Consider the following 18,271-nt stretch of genomic DNA (forward strand, 5'->3'; position numbering starts at 1 on the left):
CGGCGTATCGCGCGCACATGCATGCAGCGCTTGTTATAGTGACAGGCACACACTTTGCGGAAGGCGTCGATGCCAAGCCTGCGTTGACGCCGCCTCAGGCCACCTCAACGGCACGCGCGTGGCGTATCCGGCGCCACCATCCCATTGAGAAGAACGACCATGGACATCGACACGCTTTCCGCCGAGAAGCTCCGATTGGTGGCCCGCAAGCAGGCCAATTGGGCAATCGGCGCATTCAAGCAGTTTGCCGACGACCGCTGCGCGGCCATGGCCGCCAGCATCGCCTTCTATGCGGCATTCTCGCTCGCGCCCACGCTGGTCATGGTGATCGCCGTGGCAGGCTGGTTCTTCGGCGCCGCAGCCGCGCGCGGCGAACTGTTCACCCACATTCACGGCCTGCTCGGCGACCAGGCCGCCGCGGGCGTGCAAACCATCGTTGAGAACGCCCATCACAGCGGCAGCGCCGGTGGCATCGCGGCGATCATTTCGTTCTCGATGCTGGCGATCGGCGCCTCGGCGACCTTCTCGTCGCTCAATAGCGCACTCAATCTGGTGTGGCCATATACCGGCCCACGCTCGTCGAGCGTGATCGCGATGGTGCGCGTGCGGCTGATTTCGTTCGGCCTGGTGCTCGGTGTCGCGTTCCTGCTGATCGTCTCGCTGGTGCTCGATACGGTCATCACGTTCGTCGGCAAATGGCTGTGGGGCGACTCGCCGTACGTGGTGATCGGCAATCTGCTGCAACTCGGCGTCGGCTTGCTGGTGCTGGCCTTCGCCTTTGCCGGCCTGCTGAAGTTTCTGCCGGACGCCAAGGTGCGCTGGGTCGATGCGCTCGTCGGCGGGATCGTCGCGGCCGTGCTGTTCTCGGCCGGCAAGAAGCTGTTTGCGCTATATATCGCGCACGCGGGGATGGCGAGCTCGTTCGGCGCGGCCGGCTCGCTGGCGGTGCTGCTGATGTGGCTGTACTTCTCGGCCGCCGTGCTCCTGCTCGGCGCGGAGTTTTCGGCGGCGCGCGGGCGCATGCACGATCCGCGCGGCGGCTGGGGCATGCAGGAAGAGTCGCCGCCGGGCAGCCGTGCCAAGCTCGCTTCGGTGCTGGCGGCATCGACGGTATCGGCGGATGCTGTGCCTCGCATGGAAGATCGCGAAGCCCGTGCTGCCAGGTTTGCGCCTGCAACTGGAGCAGCCGCTTCTGCGCTTGCCACCGCTGCTCCGGCGTCAGCTTTGTCACGGATGCAAAGGCGGAAGAAGACTTCCGCACGAGCGGCCGCGGTCAAGCTCGGCCGGACCGTCGTCCTTGCCGAAGCGCAGGCGACACACTTCGCCGCCGTCACGCTCGTAGAAGCGGGCCGCACCGCCGTTGCGGCCGATCGCTATGTCAAACGGCATCCGTGGACCTCGGTGCTGTTTGCGGCAGCGGCCGGCCTGGCAGCCGCTGCCATGGCGCGCCGCAGCGGGGACGACAACAGCCGGCGCGAGTAGGAAGTGCGGCGGCTCGGCCAAAAATTGCAATCACAGTGATTGCAATGCTCACAACGCATAAATTCTGTCTAGCGCGCCCGTCAAGCGCGACGCGGCTCCATTTTTATACGGGCGCTGCACAACGGCTGCAACAGTTAGACGACTAGGTTACAAAGACCATTCAAACAAGTGTCCAAATCGCAGGTACCGAAGCCGTCACTGTCAACCAAACAACAATAATGCGCAGTCAGTGATTCAATATTGCGAAAATAGCAACAATCGTTAACGGGCTTTAAATACAAGGCTTTGCACCTTCTGTCGGTTTTTGGAGACAGTCTTTTTTTTCCAGTTCTTATCGGTTGAGGCAGTGAGCTATTCTCCTTTTCGCAACAACAAACTAATCATCTGCGTGGAGAAATGGATGAAACGAGTCGCACTGTCTACCCTCTCGCTGGCGCTTCTCGGCGTCACCGGCATGGCGCATGCTCAAAGCAGCGTTACCCTTTACGGCCTGATCGATGAATCGATCCAGTACGTTCACAACACACAAGACGCAGCTGGTAAGAATAAGAATCTGGTCGCGATGGTCGCCGGCAACCTGCAAGGCGATCGTTTTGGCCTGAAGGGCACGGAAGACCTCGGCGGTGGCCTGAAGGCAATCTTCCAGTTGGAAAACGGCTTTGACGTGAACACCGGCAAGCTGAATCAAGGCGGCCGGATGTTCGGTCGTCAAGCCTACGTCGGCCTGACGGGCGACCAGTGGGGCACGGTCACGCTGGGTCGTCAGTACGACCCGCTGGTCGACCTGGTTCAGCCGCTGACGGGTGACAACTACTTCGGTTCCACCTTCACAACGCCGGGCGACGTCGATAACAACGACAACTCCTCGCGCACGAACAGCGCCATCAAGTACACCTCGCCGGTGTGGGGCGGCCTCCAGTTCGAAGGCATGTACGCGCTGGGTGGCGTGGCGGGTCAAACGGGTTCGGGTCAAACGTGGTCGGGCGCTGCAACGTACGCAACGGGTCCGTTCAGCGTGGCTGCAGGCTACTTCCGCGCCGACAACGGCAACACGCTGGCTAGCCGCACGGCTGGCACGCCGCCGACGGCAGGCTGGAACGGCAGCACGTCGGACGGTACGTTCGACGGCCAGGTCAACTCGGCCTACGCTGCAGCCAAGTCGATCGGCATCGCTTCGGTCGCAGCGCAATACGTGACAGGCCCGTTCACGGTCAACCTGCGCTACAGCAATGCGCAATACAAGCCGGATGCGAATTCGGGCTTCGGTTCGACCGAGAAGTACAACGTCGGCGGCGTGTACTTTGGCTACCAGGCAACGCCGGCTATGCTGGTGGGCGTGGGCTACATCTACACGAAGGGCACGGGCGACTCGAGCGCAAAGTACAACCAGGTTTCCCTGGGCGGCGACTACAACCTGTCGAAGCGCACGGACGTCTACCTGGTCGGCGCATGGCAACACGCAAGCGGCGAACAGCGTAACTCGAGCGGCCAACTGGTCTCGGCTGGCGCATCGATCGGTTCGTACGGCTACAACTCGGCTTCCAACTCGCAAGAAATGGTTAGCCTGGGCATCCGCCACAAGTTCTAATCAAGCTTAACGGACTGCTGAAGCAACACGCAGTTCGAAAACCAGCCACGGGCGCAAGCCTGTGGCTGGTTTTTTTTCGCCTGCCGGTTCTGGCGCACGCGGCGACCCCTGTCATGTGGAGACCAGACCGCAGATCGATGGAGAGTTCGACGCGCACCGCAAGCGTTCATCGCGATCAACTCAACCGATGGAACCAATGAAAAAGGCCGCCGGCAAGCCTTTAACAGGCTCGCGACGACCTTGCTGCGATGCTCCCGGCCCGTAGCCGTAGATCCACGCTGAACTGCCTAGCGGCGCTGGGCCTTTCCCTTCTCCGCCTGCGCCAATGTCTGCGCCGGCTTCGCATCGAACTCATGCTCCACGCCGTCCGCCCCCACCGGCGCACGATGCAGCACCAGCGCACGCTCGCGCTGCAGTAGCGGCACATTGGGCGAATCCTGCCAGTCCGGATCGGGAATCTCGCCGAATACCTGACGCAGCCGCTCCCCCCACGTGCTGTGAATCATCTCGAAGTACGCATTGTCGTGATCGATCGACACGAAACGCGTGACGCGCAGCGAATCTTTCTCGTAAACCAGCAGATCGAGCGGCAGCCCGACCGAAAGATTCGAACGCAGCGTCGAATCCATTGAAATGAGCGCGCACTTGGCCGCTTCGTCGAGTGGCGTCGACGGTGTCAGCACGCGATCGATGATCGGCTTGCCGTATTTTGCCTCGCCGATCTGGAAATACGGGTTCACGGCCGACGCTTCGATGAAATTCCCCGCCGCGTAGATCATGAACAGGCGCGGCCGGTTGCCCGCGATCTGGCCGCCGAGAATGAAGCTGCAATTGAAGTCGACGCCGAATTCCTGCAACGCTTCGGCCTCGCGTTGATGCACGCGGCGCACCGCGCGGCCGATCACGCGGGCCGCATCGGCCATGGTGGGCGCGCTCCAGAGCGTGGGTTGCGACGGATCGGCGGGCTCGGACAACTCGTGCAGCACCGCTTGCGTGATCGACAGATTGCCGGCGCCCAGCAGCACGAGCATGCGCTCGCCTGGCTGCTCGAACACCGACATCTTGCGCGCGGTGCTGATGTGATCGACGCCCGCATTGGTACGCGTGTCCGCCAGGAACACGAGCCCTTCGTCGACGGACATCGCGACACAGTAAGTCATAAGGAAAAGTACCCGCGAAAAACGACAGAACTGCGCTATTGTAATGCGGCGCGCACGCGCCTTAATCCGCATTACGGTGGCCGCGGGCCCGATCTGAACAGCTATGCGGGCTAACGCTCATTCAAACCCCCCGCCAGGCCGCCGCCGAGCCGCCCTCCAGGCGATACCCGTCAAGGGCGGCCCTGGCACCCCGCTGGCCGCGTCCCCCGCCGCTATTGCGGCATCTGCCCACTGACCGTGACGGACACCTTCAGTTGCTCCTCCAGCCCGCCGATACGCCGGCCGCGCACCGGCGCGGCGGCTTCGTAGTCGCGCGCCACAGCGAGCCGGCAGTAAATCTCGCTGGCAAACGCGGCGTGCGTGACGTCGACGGAAATCCAGCCCTTGCCGTCGAGCCACACGTCGACCCATGCGTGACTCGCGCCGTGCTCTCCGCCAAGGGGAAGTCCTTCGGGACCGACGTCGCCGGGTTCGATGTAGCCGCTCACGTAACGCGCCGGGATGCCGCGCGCGCGGCAGCAGGCCAGCATCAGGTGCGCATGGTCCTGGCACACGCCGTTGCCGAGCGCGAGCGCCTGGGCAGCCGTGCTGGTGACTTCGGTGATGCCGGAGTTGTATTTCACGCGCTGCAAGATCTGCTCGGACAACTCGATCAGATTGCTTGAGCTCGCGAGGCTCGGCACCGATTCGGCCAGCTCGCGAATCGCCGCGTCGGCCTCCGTGAGACGCGTTGAGCAGGTGAAATGCTCGAGCGGAATCGGGCCGACGGCGTCGGGTAATCGGCCATCGATCAGCGGAATCGTGTCCACTTCGCCTGCTACATGCAGACGAATCTCGCCATGCGGCTTGTTGATGACGAGTGTATGCAGCACATTGCCGTAGGCGTCGACGGTAGCGTCGAGCTTGCCGGGCGCGTCGATGCTCCAGCGCCGCACCACCTGCGAGGCACCGCTCGACGGTGTCAGACGCAGTTGCTGGATCGAATAATGGACCGTCGCTTCGTATCGATAGGACGTGTCGTGGCGGATCGTCAGGTACATAAATAAAACTCCGTCAGGCGACTGGCAGCATCAGATAGGTACGCGCAACCAGATTGCCGAGCTCGAACACGCGAGCAAGGAACTGCGTCAGATAGGCGTGCAGGCCGGCTTCGAAAATCTGCCGGATGTCGGAGTACACCAGCTCGGCGCGCAGCTTGCCGGCAAACCGTTCGCACTGGTTCGAGCCCGGCGTGCGCAGCATCGCCAGATTCGTGCAGACGCCTTCGAGCGAAGCAAGCAGCGAGCGCGGCATCTGCTGGTTCAGGATCATCAATTCGACCACTCGCGCCGGCGTGACGACGTCGCGATACACCTTGCGATAAATCTCCAGCGCCGACACCGAACTGAGAATCGAGGTCCAGTAGTAGAAGTCTTCGAGCTGGCGCGCGGCATCGCGTGAATTCGGCTCGACGTCGGCAAAGCGCACATCGAGAATCCGCGCGGTGTTGTCGGCGCGTTCGAGAAAGGTGCCGAGCTGCGTGAAGAAGAACGCATCGTCCTGCAACGCGGTGCCGATCGTCACGCCGCGCGACAGATGCGAACGGAACTTCACCCACTCGAATAGCGCGCCTGGATTGCTCGACGTCTGGCCGGACGAGGCGAGTTCGTTGAACTCGAGCCAGGTGTCGTTGATGGTTTCCCACCATTCGGTCGTCAAGGTGCCGCGCACGGCGCGGGCGTTTTCGCGTGCGGCGTGCAAGCACGAGTGAATGCTCGACGGATTGGTCGCATCTGCCACCATGAAATCGAGCACGTGTTCGCGGGTCGGTTCGTCGTAGCTTTGCGCGAAAGCAGATTCGAGTTCGGAGATGCGCAGCACCGAACGTTGCGCGCGCGACTCCTGTTCTGGCGTTTGCGGCAACAGCAAGGCCTTCAGGTTGATATCGAGCATGCGGGCGGTGTTCTCCGCGCGCTCCATGTAGCGGGCCATCCAGAAGAGGTGATCGGCGGTTCGGCTTAGCATGACGGCATTCCGTATCTGGTGACGCGAGACCTTTGCGAAAGTAAAAGGTCCGCGCGGGTTATCCGTGTGCGCCGGCGACTGTCTGACTCATCTGCCGGCGCGTTAGGTTGCGGGCGCGGTTGCCTGCATGTCTACAGGAGTTGCTGCATCAGCTGCGGCATGGGCAACCGTATTGGCAACTGCGTCAGTCGACCATCCACGTGTCTTTAGTCCCGCCTCCCTGCGACGAATTGACGACGAGCGAGCCCTCCTGCAACGCCACGCGCGTCAGACCGCCCGCGCACATCGTCACACTCTTGCCGGACAGCACGAAGGGCCGCAAGTCGATATGGCGCGGCGCGATGCCCGCTTCGACAAAGGTCGGACACGCGGAGAGCGCCAGCGTGGGCTGCGCGATATAACCCGCGGGCCGCGCAATCAGGCGCTCGCGAAACGATTCGATTTCGGCTTTCGTCGACGCCGGTCCCACCAGCATCCCGTAGCCACCCGCGCCGTGCACTTCCTTCACGACCAGCTCCGGCAGATGCGCGAGCGTGTAGGCGAGATCGTCGGGCTTGCGGCACTGGAACGTGGGTACGTTGTTGAGGATCGGCTTCTCGCCTAAGTAAAACTCGATCATTTCCGGCACATACGGGTAGATCGATTTGTCGTCGGCGATGCCGGTGCCCATGGCGTTCGCAAGCGCGACACGTCCGGCGCGATATGCGGTCAACAGACCCGGCACGCCCAGCGCCGAATCGTTGCGGAAGGCGAGCGGGTCGAGAAAATCGTCGTCGACGCGGCGGTAGATCACGTCGACGCGCTTCGGCCCCTGCGTGGTGCGCATGAACACATAGTTATCGTCGACGAACAGATCCTTGCCTTCCACCAGTTCGACGCCCATCTGCTGCGCGAGGAACGTGTGCTCGAAATACGCGGAGTTGTACATGCCTGGCGTGAGCACCACCACGACCGGATCGTCGACGCCTTCGGGCGCCACCGAGCGCAGTGTGTCGAGCAGCAGATCGGGATAATGCGCGACCGGCGCAATGCGGTTCTGCACGAACAACTCGGGGAAAAGCCGCATCATCATCTTGCGGTTTTCCAACATATAGGACACGCCCGACGGCACCCGCAAGTTGTCTTCGAGCACGTAGAAGTCGCCCTCGTCGCCCGCGCGCACCACGTCGACCCCGGCGATATGCGCGTAAACACCGAGCGGCACATTGACGCCCTGCATTTCAGGCCGGTATTGCGCGTTGGTATAGACCTGTCCGGCCGGCACGATACCGGCGCGCACGATGTTGCGATCGTGATAGACGTCGTGGATAAACAGATTGAGCGCCTGCACCCGCTGGCGCAATCCGGCCTCCAGCGTCTGCCATTCGCTGCGCGGAATGATGCGCGGAATCAGATCGAAGGGAATCAGCCGCTCGGTGCCGGACAAATCGCCATTCACCGCGAAGGTGATGCCGACCCGGCGAAACAGCAGGTCGGCTTCCGCACGCTTGCGTGCGATCGCCTCATTGCCCTGCTGCACCAGCCACCGCTCAAAGCGCGCGTAGTGTGGCCGCACGGAATCGTCATGATGACGCATCTCGTCATAGCATCGCATGTCACGCCCCGCTCTTGTTGTCGGATAGAAGGCGAATGCGCTGCGCATTCGGTGTTCGACAATCGTTCAAGCAAGCGCTATGCCATTGAGCTTTTCGCGTGCTAAACACGGTGCATGCACGCCAAGAGCGCATCCTGACCGGCATGGCCTCGCTGCCATCGTACTGCGACCGCTCATGATGCGCTAGTACAGTGCATAAGGGGCACCGTGGCGGGCGGCGGCGCGTTCGCATCACCACGGCGGACGCACATAAAAAATCCCCGCGGATTCACATCCACGGGGATTCGGACAACTCGCACTGCAGGTCGGCTTAAACGTTAACGACAGTTAAAGGCGCACGGTTAACAGCACACGGCTAAAAACGCACCGCTAAAACCCACGCTCAAAAACCGCGGTAACGCATGAAGCACGATCAGCCTGCTGCTGCGTCTTTCAGCTTCTTCAGCGGACGTGCCTTGATGCGCACGCTAGCCGGCTTGGCCGGGAACCAACGCTCTTCGCCCGAGAACGGGTCTTTGCCGAAGCGCTTCTTCTTCGCCGGCACAGCTTGCACGACGATCTTCAGAAGACCCGACAGCGTGAATTCGCCAGCGCCCTTCTTGTGCACAGCGCCGAGGATCGTGTCTTCGAGCGCGGCCAGCACGGCCTTGGCGGTCTTCGGTTCCACAGCCGCGCGTTCAGCGACGTGTGCAGCCAGCGAGGCCTTCGTGAAGGTGTCCTTGATCGGCGACGGAGCGCTGGACGCCTTCACGGCGACCTTCTTAGCTGCGACGGCTTTCTTCGCAGGGACTTTCTTTGCAGCAACCTTCTTGGTCGGTACCGGGGCAGCAGCCTTCTTGGCCACCTTTTTTGCGGAAGTCGGCATGTTTCTCCTACCTGTAGTGGTCAGTGAATTGCACGAAGCGCACACGGTATGTGCGCGCTTCAACGCCGGATTCTACAAGCGCTAATACGATTTGCGCGACTCTTTTGTGTATAACAGCGAAGGTTTGTTGCGCGGCGCAGACTGCGCAACACATTTTGATCCTTGTTTTAGCGGGTAAACGTGCGTCGACGTCCGTCGGCGAGGTCTGCAACACGAACACGTAACGTGCGTTACAAGCCATTTCGACGCCTGAATAGAGGCACTTTCGGTACCGGGCGATCGTCGACGGATCGCGACTCGATGCAGAAACGGTGGCTCGCCGACGACGCGTTCGCCACGCCGATTCACGCGACGGAAAAAACACGCCCCCTGCAGCGAAAGTCTCTGCCGGGGGGCGGCTAACGTTGTTCTGCGACAGAAAATCGCAGGCCGTTTCAAGGATAGGCTTAGGTAATATTCGAGCGTGTTTTGAGTCGTCAGCGGGCGAGCCGCGGCAGAATGTCAGCGAGCCTGGTAAGCGCCGCGTCGATATGTTCGACGGCGATGCTGCCGTAACCAAACATCAAGCCGGGCTGCGGCTTCGCGCGCTGATAAAACGGCGCGAGTCCATACAAACCGATCGCGGCTTCACGCGCGGCGCTCACCAGCGCCGCCTCGGTCAACGGCGCCTTCAGCCGCGTTGCCATATGGATGCCGGCGGTCGGCACGATCGGATCGAACCACGGCGCGAGATCGCCTTGCAGATGCTTCAGCAGCATCGCGCGGCGCGCCGCATAGGTCTTGTGCATGCGCCGCAGGTGCTTGGCAAAGTCGCCGTTGAGCATGAAGGTCGCAAGCGCGGTTTGCGTGAGCGTGCAGCCATGGCAGTCTGCGATCTGGCGGACCTTGATGAGCGGCCCATAAAGGGAAACCGGCGGCACCACGTAGCCGACCCGTAGCTCCGGGAAAATCGTCTTCGAAAACGTGCCCACATACGCGACGAGACCGGCGCGGTCGAGACTTTTCAGCGGCTCCATCGGCCGGCCTTCGAAACGGAACTCGCAGTCGTAGTCGTCCTCGATGATCACGGCGCCGCGTTTCTGCGCCCATTCCAGCAACTCGACGCGCCGCTCCAGACTCATCGGCATGCCGAGCGGGAACTGATGCGAGGGTGTCACATAGACGAGCCGCGCCGCGTCCGGGAGCTTGCTCACGATCAGGCCTTCATTGTCCACCGGCACTGGCACCACGCGTGCGCCCGTGGCCGTGAAGCATGCCTGGACCGGCGGATAGCCTGGGTCTTCGAGCGCCGCGATCTCGCCAGGCCGCAACGTGATGCGCGCGATCAGATCGAGCGCGTGCTGTGCGCCCTGCGTGACGATCACGTCGTCCCAGTTGCTCGTGACCGCGCGGTTGAACGCCAGGTAGCGCGAAATCGCGAGGCGCAACGCCTGCTCGCCGGCCACGTCGCGATATGTGCCAGGGCCGCGCGCTTGCACACGCAATGCGTGGTTCACGCAGCGGCGCCAGACGTCGAAGGGAAACAACGACTTGTCGGTCGCGCCGCCGACGAAATCGTGCGGCGAGGCCACCGTAGACCGCGGCAACGGCAAGGTCTCTGGCATCTGCTCCCACAGCGGCTGGGCACGCGCTGCGGCTTTCAGTTTCGCCTTCGCCCGTTCGCGCGCTGGCTCAGCGGCCAGTGCATGCGACGAGCGCTCCACCGGCAGACGCTCCAGACCATCGGCGACGAAGGTGCCCGAACCGGCGCGTGCGCTCAGATAGCCTTCGGAGAGGAGCCGTTCGAACACGTCGAGCGTGGTTTTGCGCGAAACACCCAATTGCGTGGCGAGATCGCGCGTGGACGGCAAACGCGTGCCGCCGGCGAGGCGCCCTTCGAGTATGCCGGCACGCAACTGCCGGTAGATCTGTCCGGACAGATCGTGACGCCCTTCGACCGCGATATGGATATCCATCCGAGTGGTTACCTGAAATATCCGAGAAATGGTTATTCCGAAATACCAGTACTGACCGTAAGCTTACCTCCGTCGCCGCCATCGGAGCGGACACTTTCGATAAGGAGCAGCTCATGCAACCCCGTCTCGACTTCTACAAGGCCAGCCCGAGCGGCACCCGCGCGATGCTCGCGCTCGAAGAAACCATCGGCAAAAGCACGCTCGACAAATCACTCGCGGAACTCGTGCGGATCCGCGCGTCGCAGCTGAACGGCTGTGCGTTCTGCCTCGATATGCACGTGGCGGACGCACGCAAGCACGGCGAAACCGAGCGGCGTCTGGCAACGGTAGCGGCATGGCGCGAAGCGCCGTTCTTCACCGAGCGCGAACGCGCGGCGCTCGAATGGACCGAATCGGTCACGCTGGTCGCGCAAACGCGTGTACCGGACGAAGTGTGGGAAGCGGTAAAGCCGCATTTCACCGAGCAGGAGATGAGCGACCTGACCTTGCTGATCATTGCGATCAACGGCTGGAACCGGATTGCGGTTTCGTTCCGGAAAATGCCGGAGTAAATGCGCGGAGCAGGAGCGATTACCTCGCAAGAGAGCCTGGCGCATAAAACGCAAAATGGCGCGCCTCCATAATATGAGGCGCGCCATTTTTGTTGCGCCGCCGAGAGTGGCAGACGCATGGTGACAAACGGCCAGCGCGTACTTTCTTGCGGCCGGTGGCCGGTGAGCGGCGCCGTGGCGCCGCTTTACACGTCGCGGCAGATTACTCCACCATCACCCCACTCAATGCAGCCGCTTGCCGCACGGTCTCACGCGCTTCGTCGCTGCAACGCTGATGCTCACGCGAGAGCTTGCGCATCAGCGGCAACAGCAGCACGGCAATCAGCGCGCCCAACGCCGCGAGCCAGCCCAAGCCGTTAAACAGCTTGGTGTACAACGGCAGCGATTCGAGCGGATCCAGATTGCCCGCCGGCATCTGCGCGAAGTTCGCCACCACGCTGCCCAGATACTGCGACACGCCGGTTGCCACGAAGTAAGCGCCCATCATGAAGCCGCTCATCCGCGCCGGCACGTAGCGCGCGATCATCGCGAGACCCAGCCCGCTCACCAGCAATTCGCCGAGCGAATACAAGCCGTAGCCGCCCACCATGAACCACGACGACACGCGTCCGTTCACCGCGTAGTTGCCGCTCGCCGCATACACGAAGAAGCCGGCCGCCACCACCGCGAAGCCGAACGCGTACTTGACCGCCACCGGCACGTCCTTGCCGCTCTTCGCGAGCTTCGTATAGAGCAGCGCGAGCACCGGGCTCAGCAACATGATCCAGATCGGATTGAGCGCCTGGAACTGCGCGGCGCTCCACGTGAACCACGTCTGGCCGAACAGAATGAAGCGCGGATCGACGTTGCGCAGCGCGAACAGCGTGAGCGACGTCGACATCTGCACGTAGAACACGAAGAACAGGATCACCTGCGCGGTCAGGATCAGCGCGGCAACCAGACCCGAGCGCTCCGAGCGTTCGCACTTCACCAGCATGTAGCCGAAGATCGCCAGAATCGCGACGCCCGCCGTGTACACGCAGGCCACCGCGATCGCCTTGTGCTGCAGCACAAACATGGTTGCCGTGCCGAGCGCGATACCGCCCAGCGCGACCGCGCCGACGCGTTTCCAGCGGATCGGTTCAGCGTCCGGCGCGGAGCCGATATGCGCGAGCGTGCGGAACATGATGAAGTAGTTCAGCACCGACAGCAGCATGCCCGCGCAGCAGACCGCGAATGCCGTGTGCCAGCCCCAATGGTCCTTGATCCACGGCGTCGCGAGCATCGACGCCGTCGAGCCGATATTGACCGCCATGTAATAGATCGTGAATGCGCTGTCGATGCGCGCGTCGTCGCCTTCATAGATGCGGCGCACGAGATTCGCGGCATTCGCCTTGAAAAGCCCGTTGCCCACCACGATCACGCCGAGCGATGCGTACATGTAGCTCAATTGGTCGTTCGGCAGCGCCAGCATCAGATAGCCGGCCGCCAGCACGCCGGCGCCGAAGATCATCGTGCGGCGCGCGCCGAGAATCTTGTCGCCGATCCAGCCGCCGATCGACGGCGATGCGTACACCAGCGCCGTGAACGCGCCCCACGTGAGGGTGGCGTGGCTGTCGGTGAAGTTCAGCTTGTCGATCATGAACAGGACCAGCAGCGCGGCCATCCCGTAGTAACCAAAGCGCTCCCACATCTCGATCAGAAAAACCGTCGAGAACGAACGGGTCTGCGAGACCGGTGCGCTGGCGGGATTGGACGAATTCATCATGTACCTCTTGTGCTTACGGTTGCGGCGCCGCGTAGGCTGGCCACGCGGCGCGAAAAACTGGATCTGAAAACGGCCGGCGGACCGGGCGCGGCGCACGCATTGGCCTAGGCCTGCGCGTAGTCAGCGGCGCGTTCATCTACACGTTCATCTGGAAACTGAGTTGCGCGCTCAACTGCAAACTGAGGCGCCAATAACAGCAGAAAAACCAGGGGATGGGATAGAGGCCCGCCACGCGATGCGCCCCGCAGGAACTCTCCTCGGGGGACGCCCCGCAGGCAGTCCTCCGCTCCGCAGGAAGTCCCCCGCCCCGCAGGAAGTCCCCTTGGGGGATTGGGGGATGGGGGGATGCTGCGCCACACCGGACTCCGGCTCCGGCAGGCGGAACAGGCGGAACAGGCGGAACAGGCGCAATGATAAAGCATTGCGGGAACCGGCGATCCGGCGGCCGGCTGTCCGGCGGCCGGCTGTCCGGCAAGCGGCAGATGGCCGCGCCGGGCGGCGGGCGCCGAGCCCGCGGCAGGAAAAATCGGCAGTGATAGTCATGTCCTTATGCCGGCCAGCGTTCGGATGGAACGTGCCGGACAGCGCTCCGTCGAGCAGGATCACTGCAAGCGGAATGAAAAACAGCGGCCAGCACCGTGTGGAGTACAAACACACGAGCCCTTCCGCCAAGCGGGGCAGATTCTGCAAATAGAAACACGGTTCGTCACTCAGGGAATTCACTGATACCACGCCAATTACCTGTTATTACACGCCAAATTGCTTCGTTACGAAGTCGAGGGTGGCTGAAAATAGTCTTTAATGTCATGCCTTTAAGGTCTCCCGATACGCAACTTGCATCAATGCGGACACCCTTGTGCATACACAGGCTTTACCGCATCCACTTTCTCAGTGTCTTGTCGATTACCGGTCAAAACGGCTGGTGAGTATTTCGGTTCTGGCAACATAGGGCGTTGTCCCGAAAATGCGGCCCCTTGCACGACCGGGTGCTGAACGGCCCCCCCGCCCCGGCCTGGACCGCAATCAAACCATATTTACTTATATCAAACAAATTTTGACGGGCTAATTTCCTCCTGCTATGGTCACGACAATTCAAAAGAACAACCCGGCACTCGAACTCGGCAGTAAGATCCGCGCGCTGCGGCAACGGCTCAAGCGCACGCTGGATGACACGGCAACAGCGGCAGGTATTTCCAAACCGTTTTTGTCACAAGTCGAACGGGGTCTGGCGTCACCGTCCATCACTTCGCTGGCCGGGATCGCCCACGCACTTGGGGTGACGGTGCAGTATTTCGTCGACACGCCAAGCGAAGAACGCTCGGTGTGCCGCGGCGATCAGTTGAAGTTTTTCGGTTTTGCGGACTCGGCCAATCTGTTTGCACGGCTGACCAATCTGACAGGTGGCCGTCAGCTCGAAGCGATCCTCGTGAGGATGCCGCCCGGGCAGAAACGCTCCGAAGTCACCACGCATGCCGGGGAAGAGTTTGTTTATTTGATCGACGGCGAAGTGTCGTTGACGCTGGAAGGCAAGACGTTCGTGTTGCACGCGGGAGACAGCGCGCATTACGAATCGACGGTGCCGCACAGCTGGGTGAATACCGCACGCAAAGAGTCGGTAGTCGTCTGGGTCGGCACACCAAGACTGTTCTAAGAGGCAGGCACCTTTTCCGGTTGATCCGGTCAGGGTTTGCCAGAATTACGAAATGTAAGGAATCCTGCATGTCGAGCAACCAACACGGGCAACAAGGGCCGCCCCGGCCCGAGCACCGCAGATAACCGGGCGCCCTGGCGCGCCAGCGCGTTCTTCTCTAGACCTTTCCTGCGATCTCAACCGATGAAAACCCCGTTCGTCTACGCGACGGCGCTGACCGCGCTCGTCCTTACGTTTCAGCCCTCCGCCTTCGCCGTCAACGTACCCGCGGGTGTCACGCTCGCTGCCAGCCAGGAGATGACCCGCCAGGTGCCGGCCGAAACCGAATCGCTCGACCCCGCGCATATCGAATCCTGGACCGGCGACACGATCGCGCTCGACATGTTCGAAGGTCTGACGCGCATCGACGCGGCCGGCGCGATCGTGCCAGGCGTCGCGCAATCGTGGACACGCACCGGGCCCACTACGTGGGTTTTCAAGCTGCGCCACGACGCGCGCTGGAGCAATGGCCAGCCGGTCACGGCGGCTGACTTCATCTATGCGTGGCAACGCGTGCTCGATCCGAAGACGGGTTCGAAATACACGGTGCTGGTCGAGTTCGTGAAGAACGCCAAGGCAATTCTCGCCGGCAAGGCATCGCTCTCGAGTCTCGCCGCGCGCGCCGTCGATCCGTACACGCTCGAAGTCACCACCGAAGTGCCCGCCGCCTTCTTCCCGCAACTGACCGCGATGCCGGCCATGGCCCCGGTCAATCGTGAGACCGTGACCAAATTCGGCGGAGACTGGACCCGCCCGGGCAACTTCGTCGGTAACGGCCCGTATACGCTGACCGACTGGCAGCCGAACAACCGGCTGGTGGCGACCAAAAGCAGCACGTACTGGAATGCCGGCAAGGTCGTGATCACGAAAGTGACCTATCTGCCGATCGAAAACGACGAAACAGCCATGCGCATGTATCAGGCCGGCCAGTTCGACTACACGTACTCGATTCCGTCGGGCATCTACACGCAGGTGAGCAAACAGTTCGGCTCCGAACTGAAAACCGGCCTGCAGATCGCCACTTACTACTACAGCCTGAACAACGAAGACCCGGCATTCAAGGACAAGCGCGTGCGCCAGGCGCTAGCGATGGTGCTGGACCGCGACCTGCTGACCAAACGTCTAACGGCCGACGGCGAGGTGCCAATGTACGGCCTGATCGCCAAGGGTACGGAAGGCGCGAACGTCTTCACGCCGGAGTGGGCAAGCTGGCCGATGCCCAAGCGCGTCGATTACGCGCGCAACCTGCTGAAGGCCGCAGGCTATTCGGACGCGAAGCCGCTGACGTTCACGCTCACCTACAACACCAACGACCTGCACAAGAAGGTCGCGCTGTTTGCCACGTCGGAATGGCGCACCAAGCTCGGCGTGACCGCCAAACTCGAAAACGTCGAATACAAAGTGCTGCTCAAGCAACGCCACGACGGCAAGGTGCAGGCCTCGCGCGACGGCTGGTTTGTCGATTACAACGACGCCAACTCGTTTTTCGATCTGATCCGCTGCAACAGCGTGCAGAACGATCAGCGCTACTGCAACCCGCAAGTCGACAAGCTCGTCGATGAAGGCAACCAGCAGCTCGACGACGCGAAGCGCACCGCCCTGCTCTCGCAGGCGCACGATCTGGCCATGAACGACTACCCGCTGGTATCGCTCTTCCAGTACTCGGCGGACCGGCTGGTCAAGTCGTATGTGGGCGGCTACACATCGACCAATTACGTCGACCAGCGCGCCACGCAAGACATGTATCTGATCAAGCACTAAGCGCGGGAGCACCGTCATGCTGGCCTATACGCTGCGCCGCACGCTCTGGGCGATCCCGACGATTCTCGCCGTGATCACCGCGTGCTATCTGCTGCTGCACCTCACCCCCGGCGGCCCGTTCGACACGGAGAAACACCTGTCGGCGGCCGTGCTCGCGAACCTCAACGCCAAGTATCACCTCGACGAACCGTTGTGGCTGCAGTACCTCCACTACCTCGGCTCGCTGCTGCACGGCGATCTCGGTCCGTCGTTCCGCTACGCCGACTGGTCGGTCAACGATCTGGTATGGAAGGCCTTACCGGTGAGTCTCGGCGTCGGCGGCGTATCGGTGCCGATCGCGGTCGTGATCGGCGTGACGCTCGGCACGCTGGCCGCCGTGCGGCGCGACCGTTTCATCGATCACCTGGTCATGGTGCTCGGCAACATCGGCAACGTGGTGCCGCCGTTCGTGCTCGGCCCGGTGCTGGTGTGGATCTTCGCGATCCTGCTGAAGACCTCCGAAGGCCACGGCTGGCTGCCGGCCGGCGGCTGGGGCGAAGGCGAGTGGCGCTACCGCGTGCTGCCGATCGTGCTGCTCACCATCATCAACGTCGCCGCGATCGCTCGCGTGATGCGCGGCAGCATGATCGAAGTGCTGTCGGGCAACTTCATCCGCACCGCGCGCGCCAAGGGCCTGCCGGGACGCACGATCGTGTTGCGCCATGCGTTGAAGCCCGCGCTGATGCCGGTGGTTTCGCTGCTCGGCTCGATCTGCATCTCGTCGATCACGGCGGCGGTGGTCACCGAGTCGGTGTTCGCCCTGCCCGGCCTCGGCCAACTGGTCGTCAACGGCGCGATCAACCGCGACTACACCCTCGTGCTCGGCCTCGTCGTGCTAACCACCGCGGTCGCCGTCCTGTTCAATCTGCTGGTCGATCTGGCATACGCCTGGCTCGATCCGCGCATCCGGTACTGATCCATGCCCCGCTCAATTCAATCGACTGCCGCGGCGCTCGATCCGCTCGCGGCCATCGCAAGGGCGCCGCGCTCGCGCGGACCGCTCGCCACCGCCGCGCTGCGCTTCGTGCGCAATCGCGCGGCGTTTTCCGGCTTTGTCATCTTGCTGCTGATCGTGATTGCCTGCGTGGCCGGTCCGTGGTTCCTGCCGAACAATCCGATCGATAGCGACTGGAGCGCAATCAGCCTCGCGCCAACGCTGCAAAACATGCACTGGTTCGGCACCGACGAGCTCGGCCGCGACCTGCTCGCGCGCACGCTGCAAGGCGGACGCGTGTCGCTGGAAGTGGGCCTGCTCGGCACGCTGGTGTCCGGGTTGATCGGCGTGGCGTATGGCGCCACCGCCGGCTATCTGGGCGGCCGTGCCGATGCGGTGATGATGCGCATCGTCGACATGATGTATGCGATCCCCTACATGCTGATCGCGATTCTGATGATGACGATGTTCGGCCGCGCGTTCTATCTGGTCGTGCTGACGATTAGCGCGTTCTCGTGGCTCGACATGGCGCGCGTGGTGCGCGGCCAGACACTGTCGCTGCGCTCGCGCGAATTCATCGACGCCGCCCGGGCAATCGGCGTCCGTTCGCCGTCGATCATTGCGCGCCACATCGTGCCGAATCTGCTCGGCGTGGTGGTGGTGTATGCCAGCGTGACGGTGCCCAACATCGTGCTGACCGAATCGGTGCTGTCGTTCCTTGGCCTCGGCGTGCAGGAACCCATGACGAGCTGGGGCGTGCTGATTCAGGACGGCGCGCAGAAGCTCGAGTCGATGCCCTGGCTGCTGCTGTGCCCGGCGGTGATGCTGTGCGTCACCTTGTATTGCGTGAATTTCGTCGGCGACGGTCTGCGCGACGCATTCGATCCGAAGGACCGCTGAT

At 62.5% G+C, this 18,271-nt stretch carries 14 protein-coding genes; 7 read left to right on the top strand and 7 right to left on the bottom strand.

The features are described 5' to 3' along the window. Nucleotides 1–159: 159 nt before the first annotated feature. Together AYM40_RS31600 and AYM40_RS31605 are read left to right on the top strand one after the other, a co-directional pair. On the top strand, nt 160–1,482 hold the full coding sequence (locus AYM40_RS31600) for a YihY/virulence factor BrkB family protein (protein WP_063499926.1): 1,323 nt from the start codon (nt 160–162) through the stop codon (nt 1,480–1,482). A 400-nt stretch (nt 1,483–1,882) separates the two neighbouring features. Further along, complete coding sequence (locus AYM40_RS31605; protein WP_063499927.1) at nt 1,883–3,070, top strand: porin; 1,188 nt, start codon at nt 1,883–1,885, stop codon at nt 3,068–3,070. A 287-nt stretch (nt 3,071–3,357) separates the two neighbouring features. Here AYM40_RS31605 and AYM40_RS31610 read toward each other — a convergent pair whose 3' ends face one another. From AYM40_RS31610 to AYM40_RS31635, 6 genes are all read right to left on the bottom strand, one after another. After that, entirely contained in the window at nt 3,358–4,230 is an 873-nt protein-coding gene (locus tag AYM40_RS31610; protein ID WP_063499928.1) for a proteasome-type protease, read from the bottom strand. Nucleotides 4,231–4,442: 212 nt separating this feature from the next. Further along, the gene (locus tag AYM40_RS31615) at nt 4,443–5,270 is read right to left on the bottom strand and encodes a transglutaminase family protein (protein ID WP_063499929.1); all 828 of its coding nucleotides are present in this window, start codon (nt 5,268–5,270) and stop codon (nt 4,443–4,445) included. 13 nt (nt 5,271–5,283) lie between these two features. Then, on the bottom strand, nt 5,284–6,234 hold the full coding sequence (locus tag AYM40_RS31620) for an alpha-E domain-containing protein (protein ID WP_063499930.1): 951 nt from the start codon (nt 6,232–6,234) through the stop codon (nt 5,284–5,286). A 184-nt stretch (nt 6,235–6,418) separates the two neighbouring features. Continuing rightward, on the bottom strand, nt 6,419–7,828 hold the full coding sequence (locus AYM40_RS31625; protein WP_063500836.1) for a circularly permuted type 2 ATP-grasp protein: 1,410 nt from the start codon (nt 7,826–7,828) through the stop codon (nt 6,419–6,421). Between the two features lie 412 nt (nt 7,829–8,240). Next, nucleotides 8,241–8,693, bottom strand: coding sequence for an HU family DNA-binding protein (locus tag AYM40_RS31630; protein ID WP_007177969.1), 453 nt, complete (start codon nt 8,691–8,693; stop codon nt 8,241–8,243). Nucleotides 8,694–9,169: 476 nt separating this feature from the next. After that, on the bottom strand, nt 9,170–10,648 hold the full coding sequence (locus AYM40_RS31635; protein WP_063499931.1) for a PLP-dependent aminotransferase family protein: 1,479 nt from the start codon (nt 10,646–10,648) through the stop codon (nt 9,170–9,172). 113 nt (nt 10,649–10,761) lie between these two features. Here AYM40_RS31635 and AYM40_RS31640 point away from each other — a divergent pair, with 113 nt between their 5' ends. Then, nucleotides 10,762–11,199 carry a carboxymuconolactone decarboxylase family protein gene (locus AYM40_RS31640; protein WP_063499932.1) on the top strand — a complete coding sequence of 146 codons (438 nt, stop codon included), beginning with the start codon at nt 10,762–10,764 and terminating at the stop codon, nt 11,197–11,199. A gap of 202 nt (nt 11,200–11,401) precedes the next feature. On the opposite strand, the gene AYM40_RS31645 is transcribed toward AYM40_RS31640, so the two are convergent. Beyond that, the gene (locus tag AYM40_RS31645) at nt 11,402–12,943 is read right to left on the bottom strand and encodes a peptide MFS transporter (RefSeq protein WP_063500837.1); all 1,542 of its coding nucleotides are present in this window, start codon (nt 12,941–12,943) and stop codon (nt 11,402–11,404) included. A 1,081-nt stretch (nt 12,944–14,024) separates the two neighbouring features. Here AYM40_RS31645 and AYM40_RS31650 point away from each other — a divergent pair. The 4 genes from AYM40_RS31650 to AYM40_RS31665 all read left to right on the top strand — a co-directional run bounded on the left by AYM40_RS31650 (nt 14,025) and on the right by AYM40_RS31665 (nt 18,270). After that, nucleotides 14,025–14,597, top strand: coding sequence for a cupin domain-containing protein (locus tag AYM40_RS31650; protein ID WP_063499933.1), 573 nt, complete (start codon nt 14,025–14,027; stop codon nt 14,595–14,597). A 183-nt stretch (nt 14,598–14,780) separates the two neighbouring features. Next, on the top strand, nt 14,781–16,397 hold the full coding sequence (locus AYM40_RS31655; protein ID WP_063499934.1) for a peptide ABC transporter substrate-binding protein: 1,617 nt from the start codon (nt 14,781–14,783) through the stop codon (nt 16,395–16,397). Nucleotides 16,398–16,413: 16 nt separating this feature from the next. Further along, nucleotides 16,414–17,352 carry an ABC transporter permease subunit gene (locus AYM40_RS31660; protein WP_063499935.1) on the top strand — a complete coding sequence of 313 codons (939 nt, stop codon included), beginning with the start codon at nt 16,414–16,416 and terminating at the stop codon, nt 17,350–17,352. A gap of 3 nt (nt 17,353–17,355) precedes the next feature. Next, nucleotides 17,356–18,270, top strand: a complete 915-nt coding sequence (locus AYM40_RS31665; protein ID WP_063499936.1) for an ABC transporter permease — start codon at nt 17,356–17,358, stop codon at nt 18,268–18,270. Nucleotide 18,271 lies beyond the last annotated feature (1 nt).

Source organism: Paraburkholderia phytofirmans OLGA172, assembly GCF_001634365.1.
Lineage (GTDB): Bacteria > Pseudomonadota > Gammaproteobacteria > Burkholderiales > Burkholderiaceae > Paraburkholderia.

Coding starts and splice junctions, on each gene's coding strand:
- AYM40_RS31600 (WP_063499926.1), top strand. CDS start 160: ATGGACATCGACACGCTTTCCGCCGAGAAGCTCCGATTGGTGGCCCGC.
- AYM40_RS31605 (WP_063499927.1), top strand. CDS start 1,883: ATGAAACGAGTCGCACTGTCTACCCTCTCGCTGGCGCTTCTCGGCGTC.
- AYM40_RS31610 (WP_063499928.1), bottom strand. CDS start 4,230: ATGACTTACTGTGTCGCGATGTCCGTCGACGAAGGGCTCGTGTTCCTG.
- AYM40_RS31615 (WP_063499929.1), bottom strand. CDS start 5,270: ATGTACCTGACGATCCGCCACGACACGTCCTATCGATACGAAGCGACG.
- AYM40_RS31620 (WP_063499930.1), bottom strand. CDS start 6,234: ATGCTAAGCCGAACCGCCGATCACCTCTTCTGGATGGCCCGCTACATG.
- AYM40_RS31625 (WP_063500836.1), bottom strand. CDS start 7,828: ATGCGATGCTATGACGAGATGCGTCATCATGACGATTCCGTGCGGCCA.
- AYM40_RS31630 (WP_007177969.1), bottom strand. CDS start 8,693: ATGCCGACTTCCGCAAAAAAGGTGGCCAAGAAGGCTGCTGCCCCGGTA.
- AYM40_RS31635 (WP_063499931.1), bottom strand. CDS start 10,648: ATGGATATCCATATCGCGGTCGAAGGGCGTCACGATCTGTCCGGACAG.
- AYM40_RS31640 (WP_063499932.1), top strand. CDS start 10,762: ATGCAACCCCGTCTCGACTTCTACAAGGCCAGCCCGAGCGGCACCCGC.
- AYM40_RS31645 (WP_063500837.1), bottom strand. CDS start 12,943: ATGAATTCGTCCAATCCCGCCAGCGCACCGGTCTCGCAGACCCGTTCG.
- AYM40_RS31650 (WP_063499933.1), top strand. CDS start 14,025: ATGGTCACGACAATTCAAAAGAACAACCCGGCACTCGAACTCGGCAGT.
- AYM40_RS31655 (WP_063499934.1), top strand. CDS start 14,781: ATGAAAACCCCGTTCGTCTACGCGACGGCGCTGACCGCGCTCGTCCTT.
- AYM40_RS31660 (WP_063499935.1), top strand. CDS start 16,414: ATGCTGGCCTATACGCTGCGCCGCACGCTCTGGGCGATCCCGACGATT.
- AYM40_RS31665 (WP_063499936.1), top strand. CDS start 17,356: ATGCCCCGCTCAATTCAATCGACTGCCGCGGCGCTCGATCCGCTCGCG.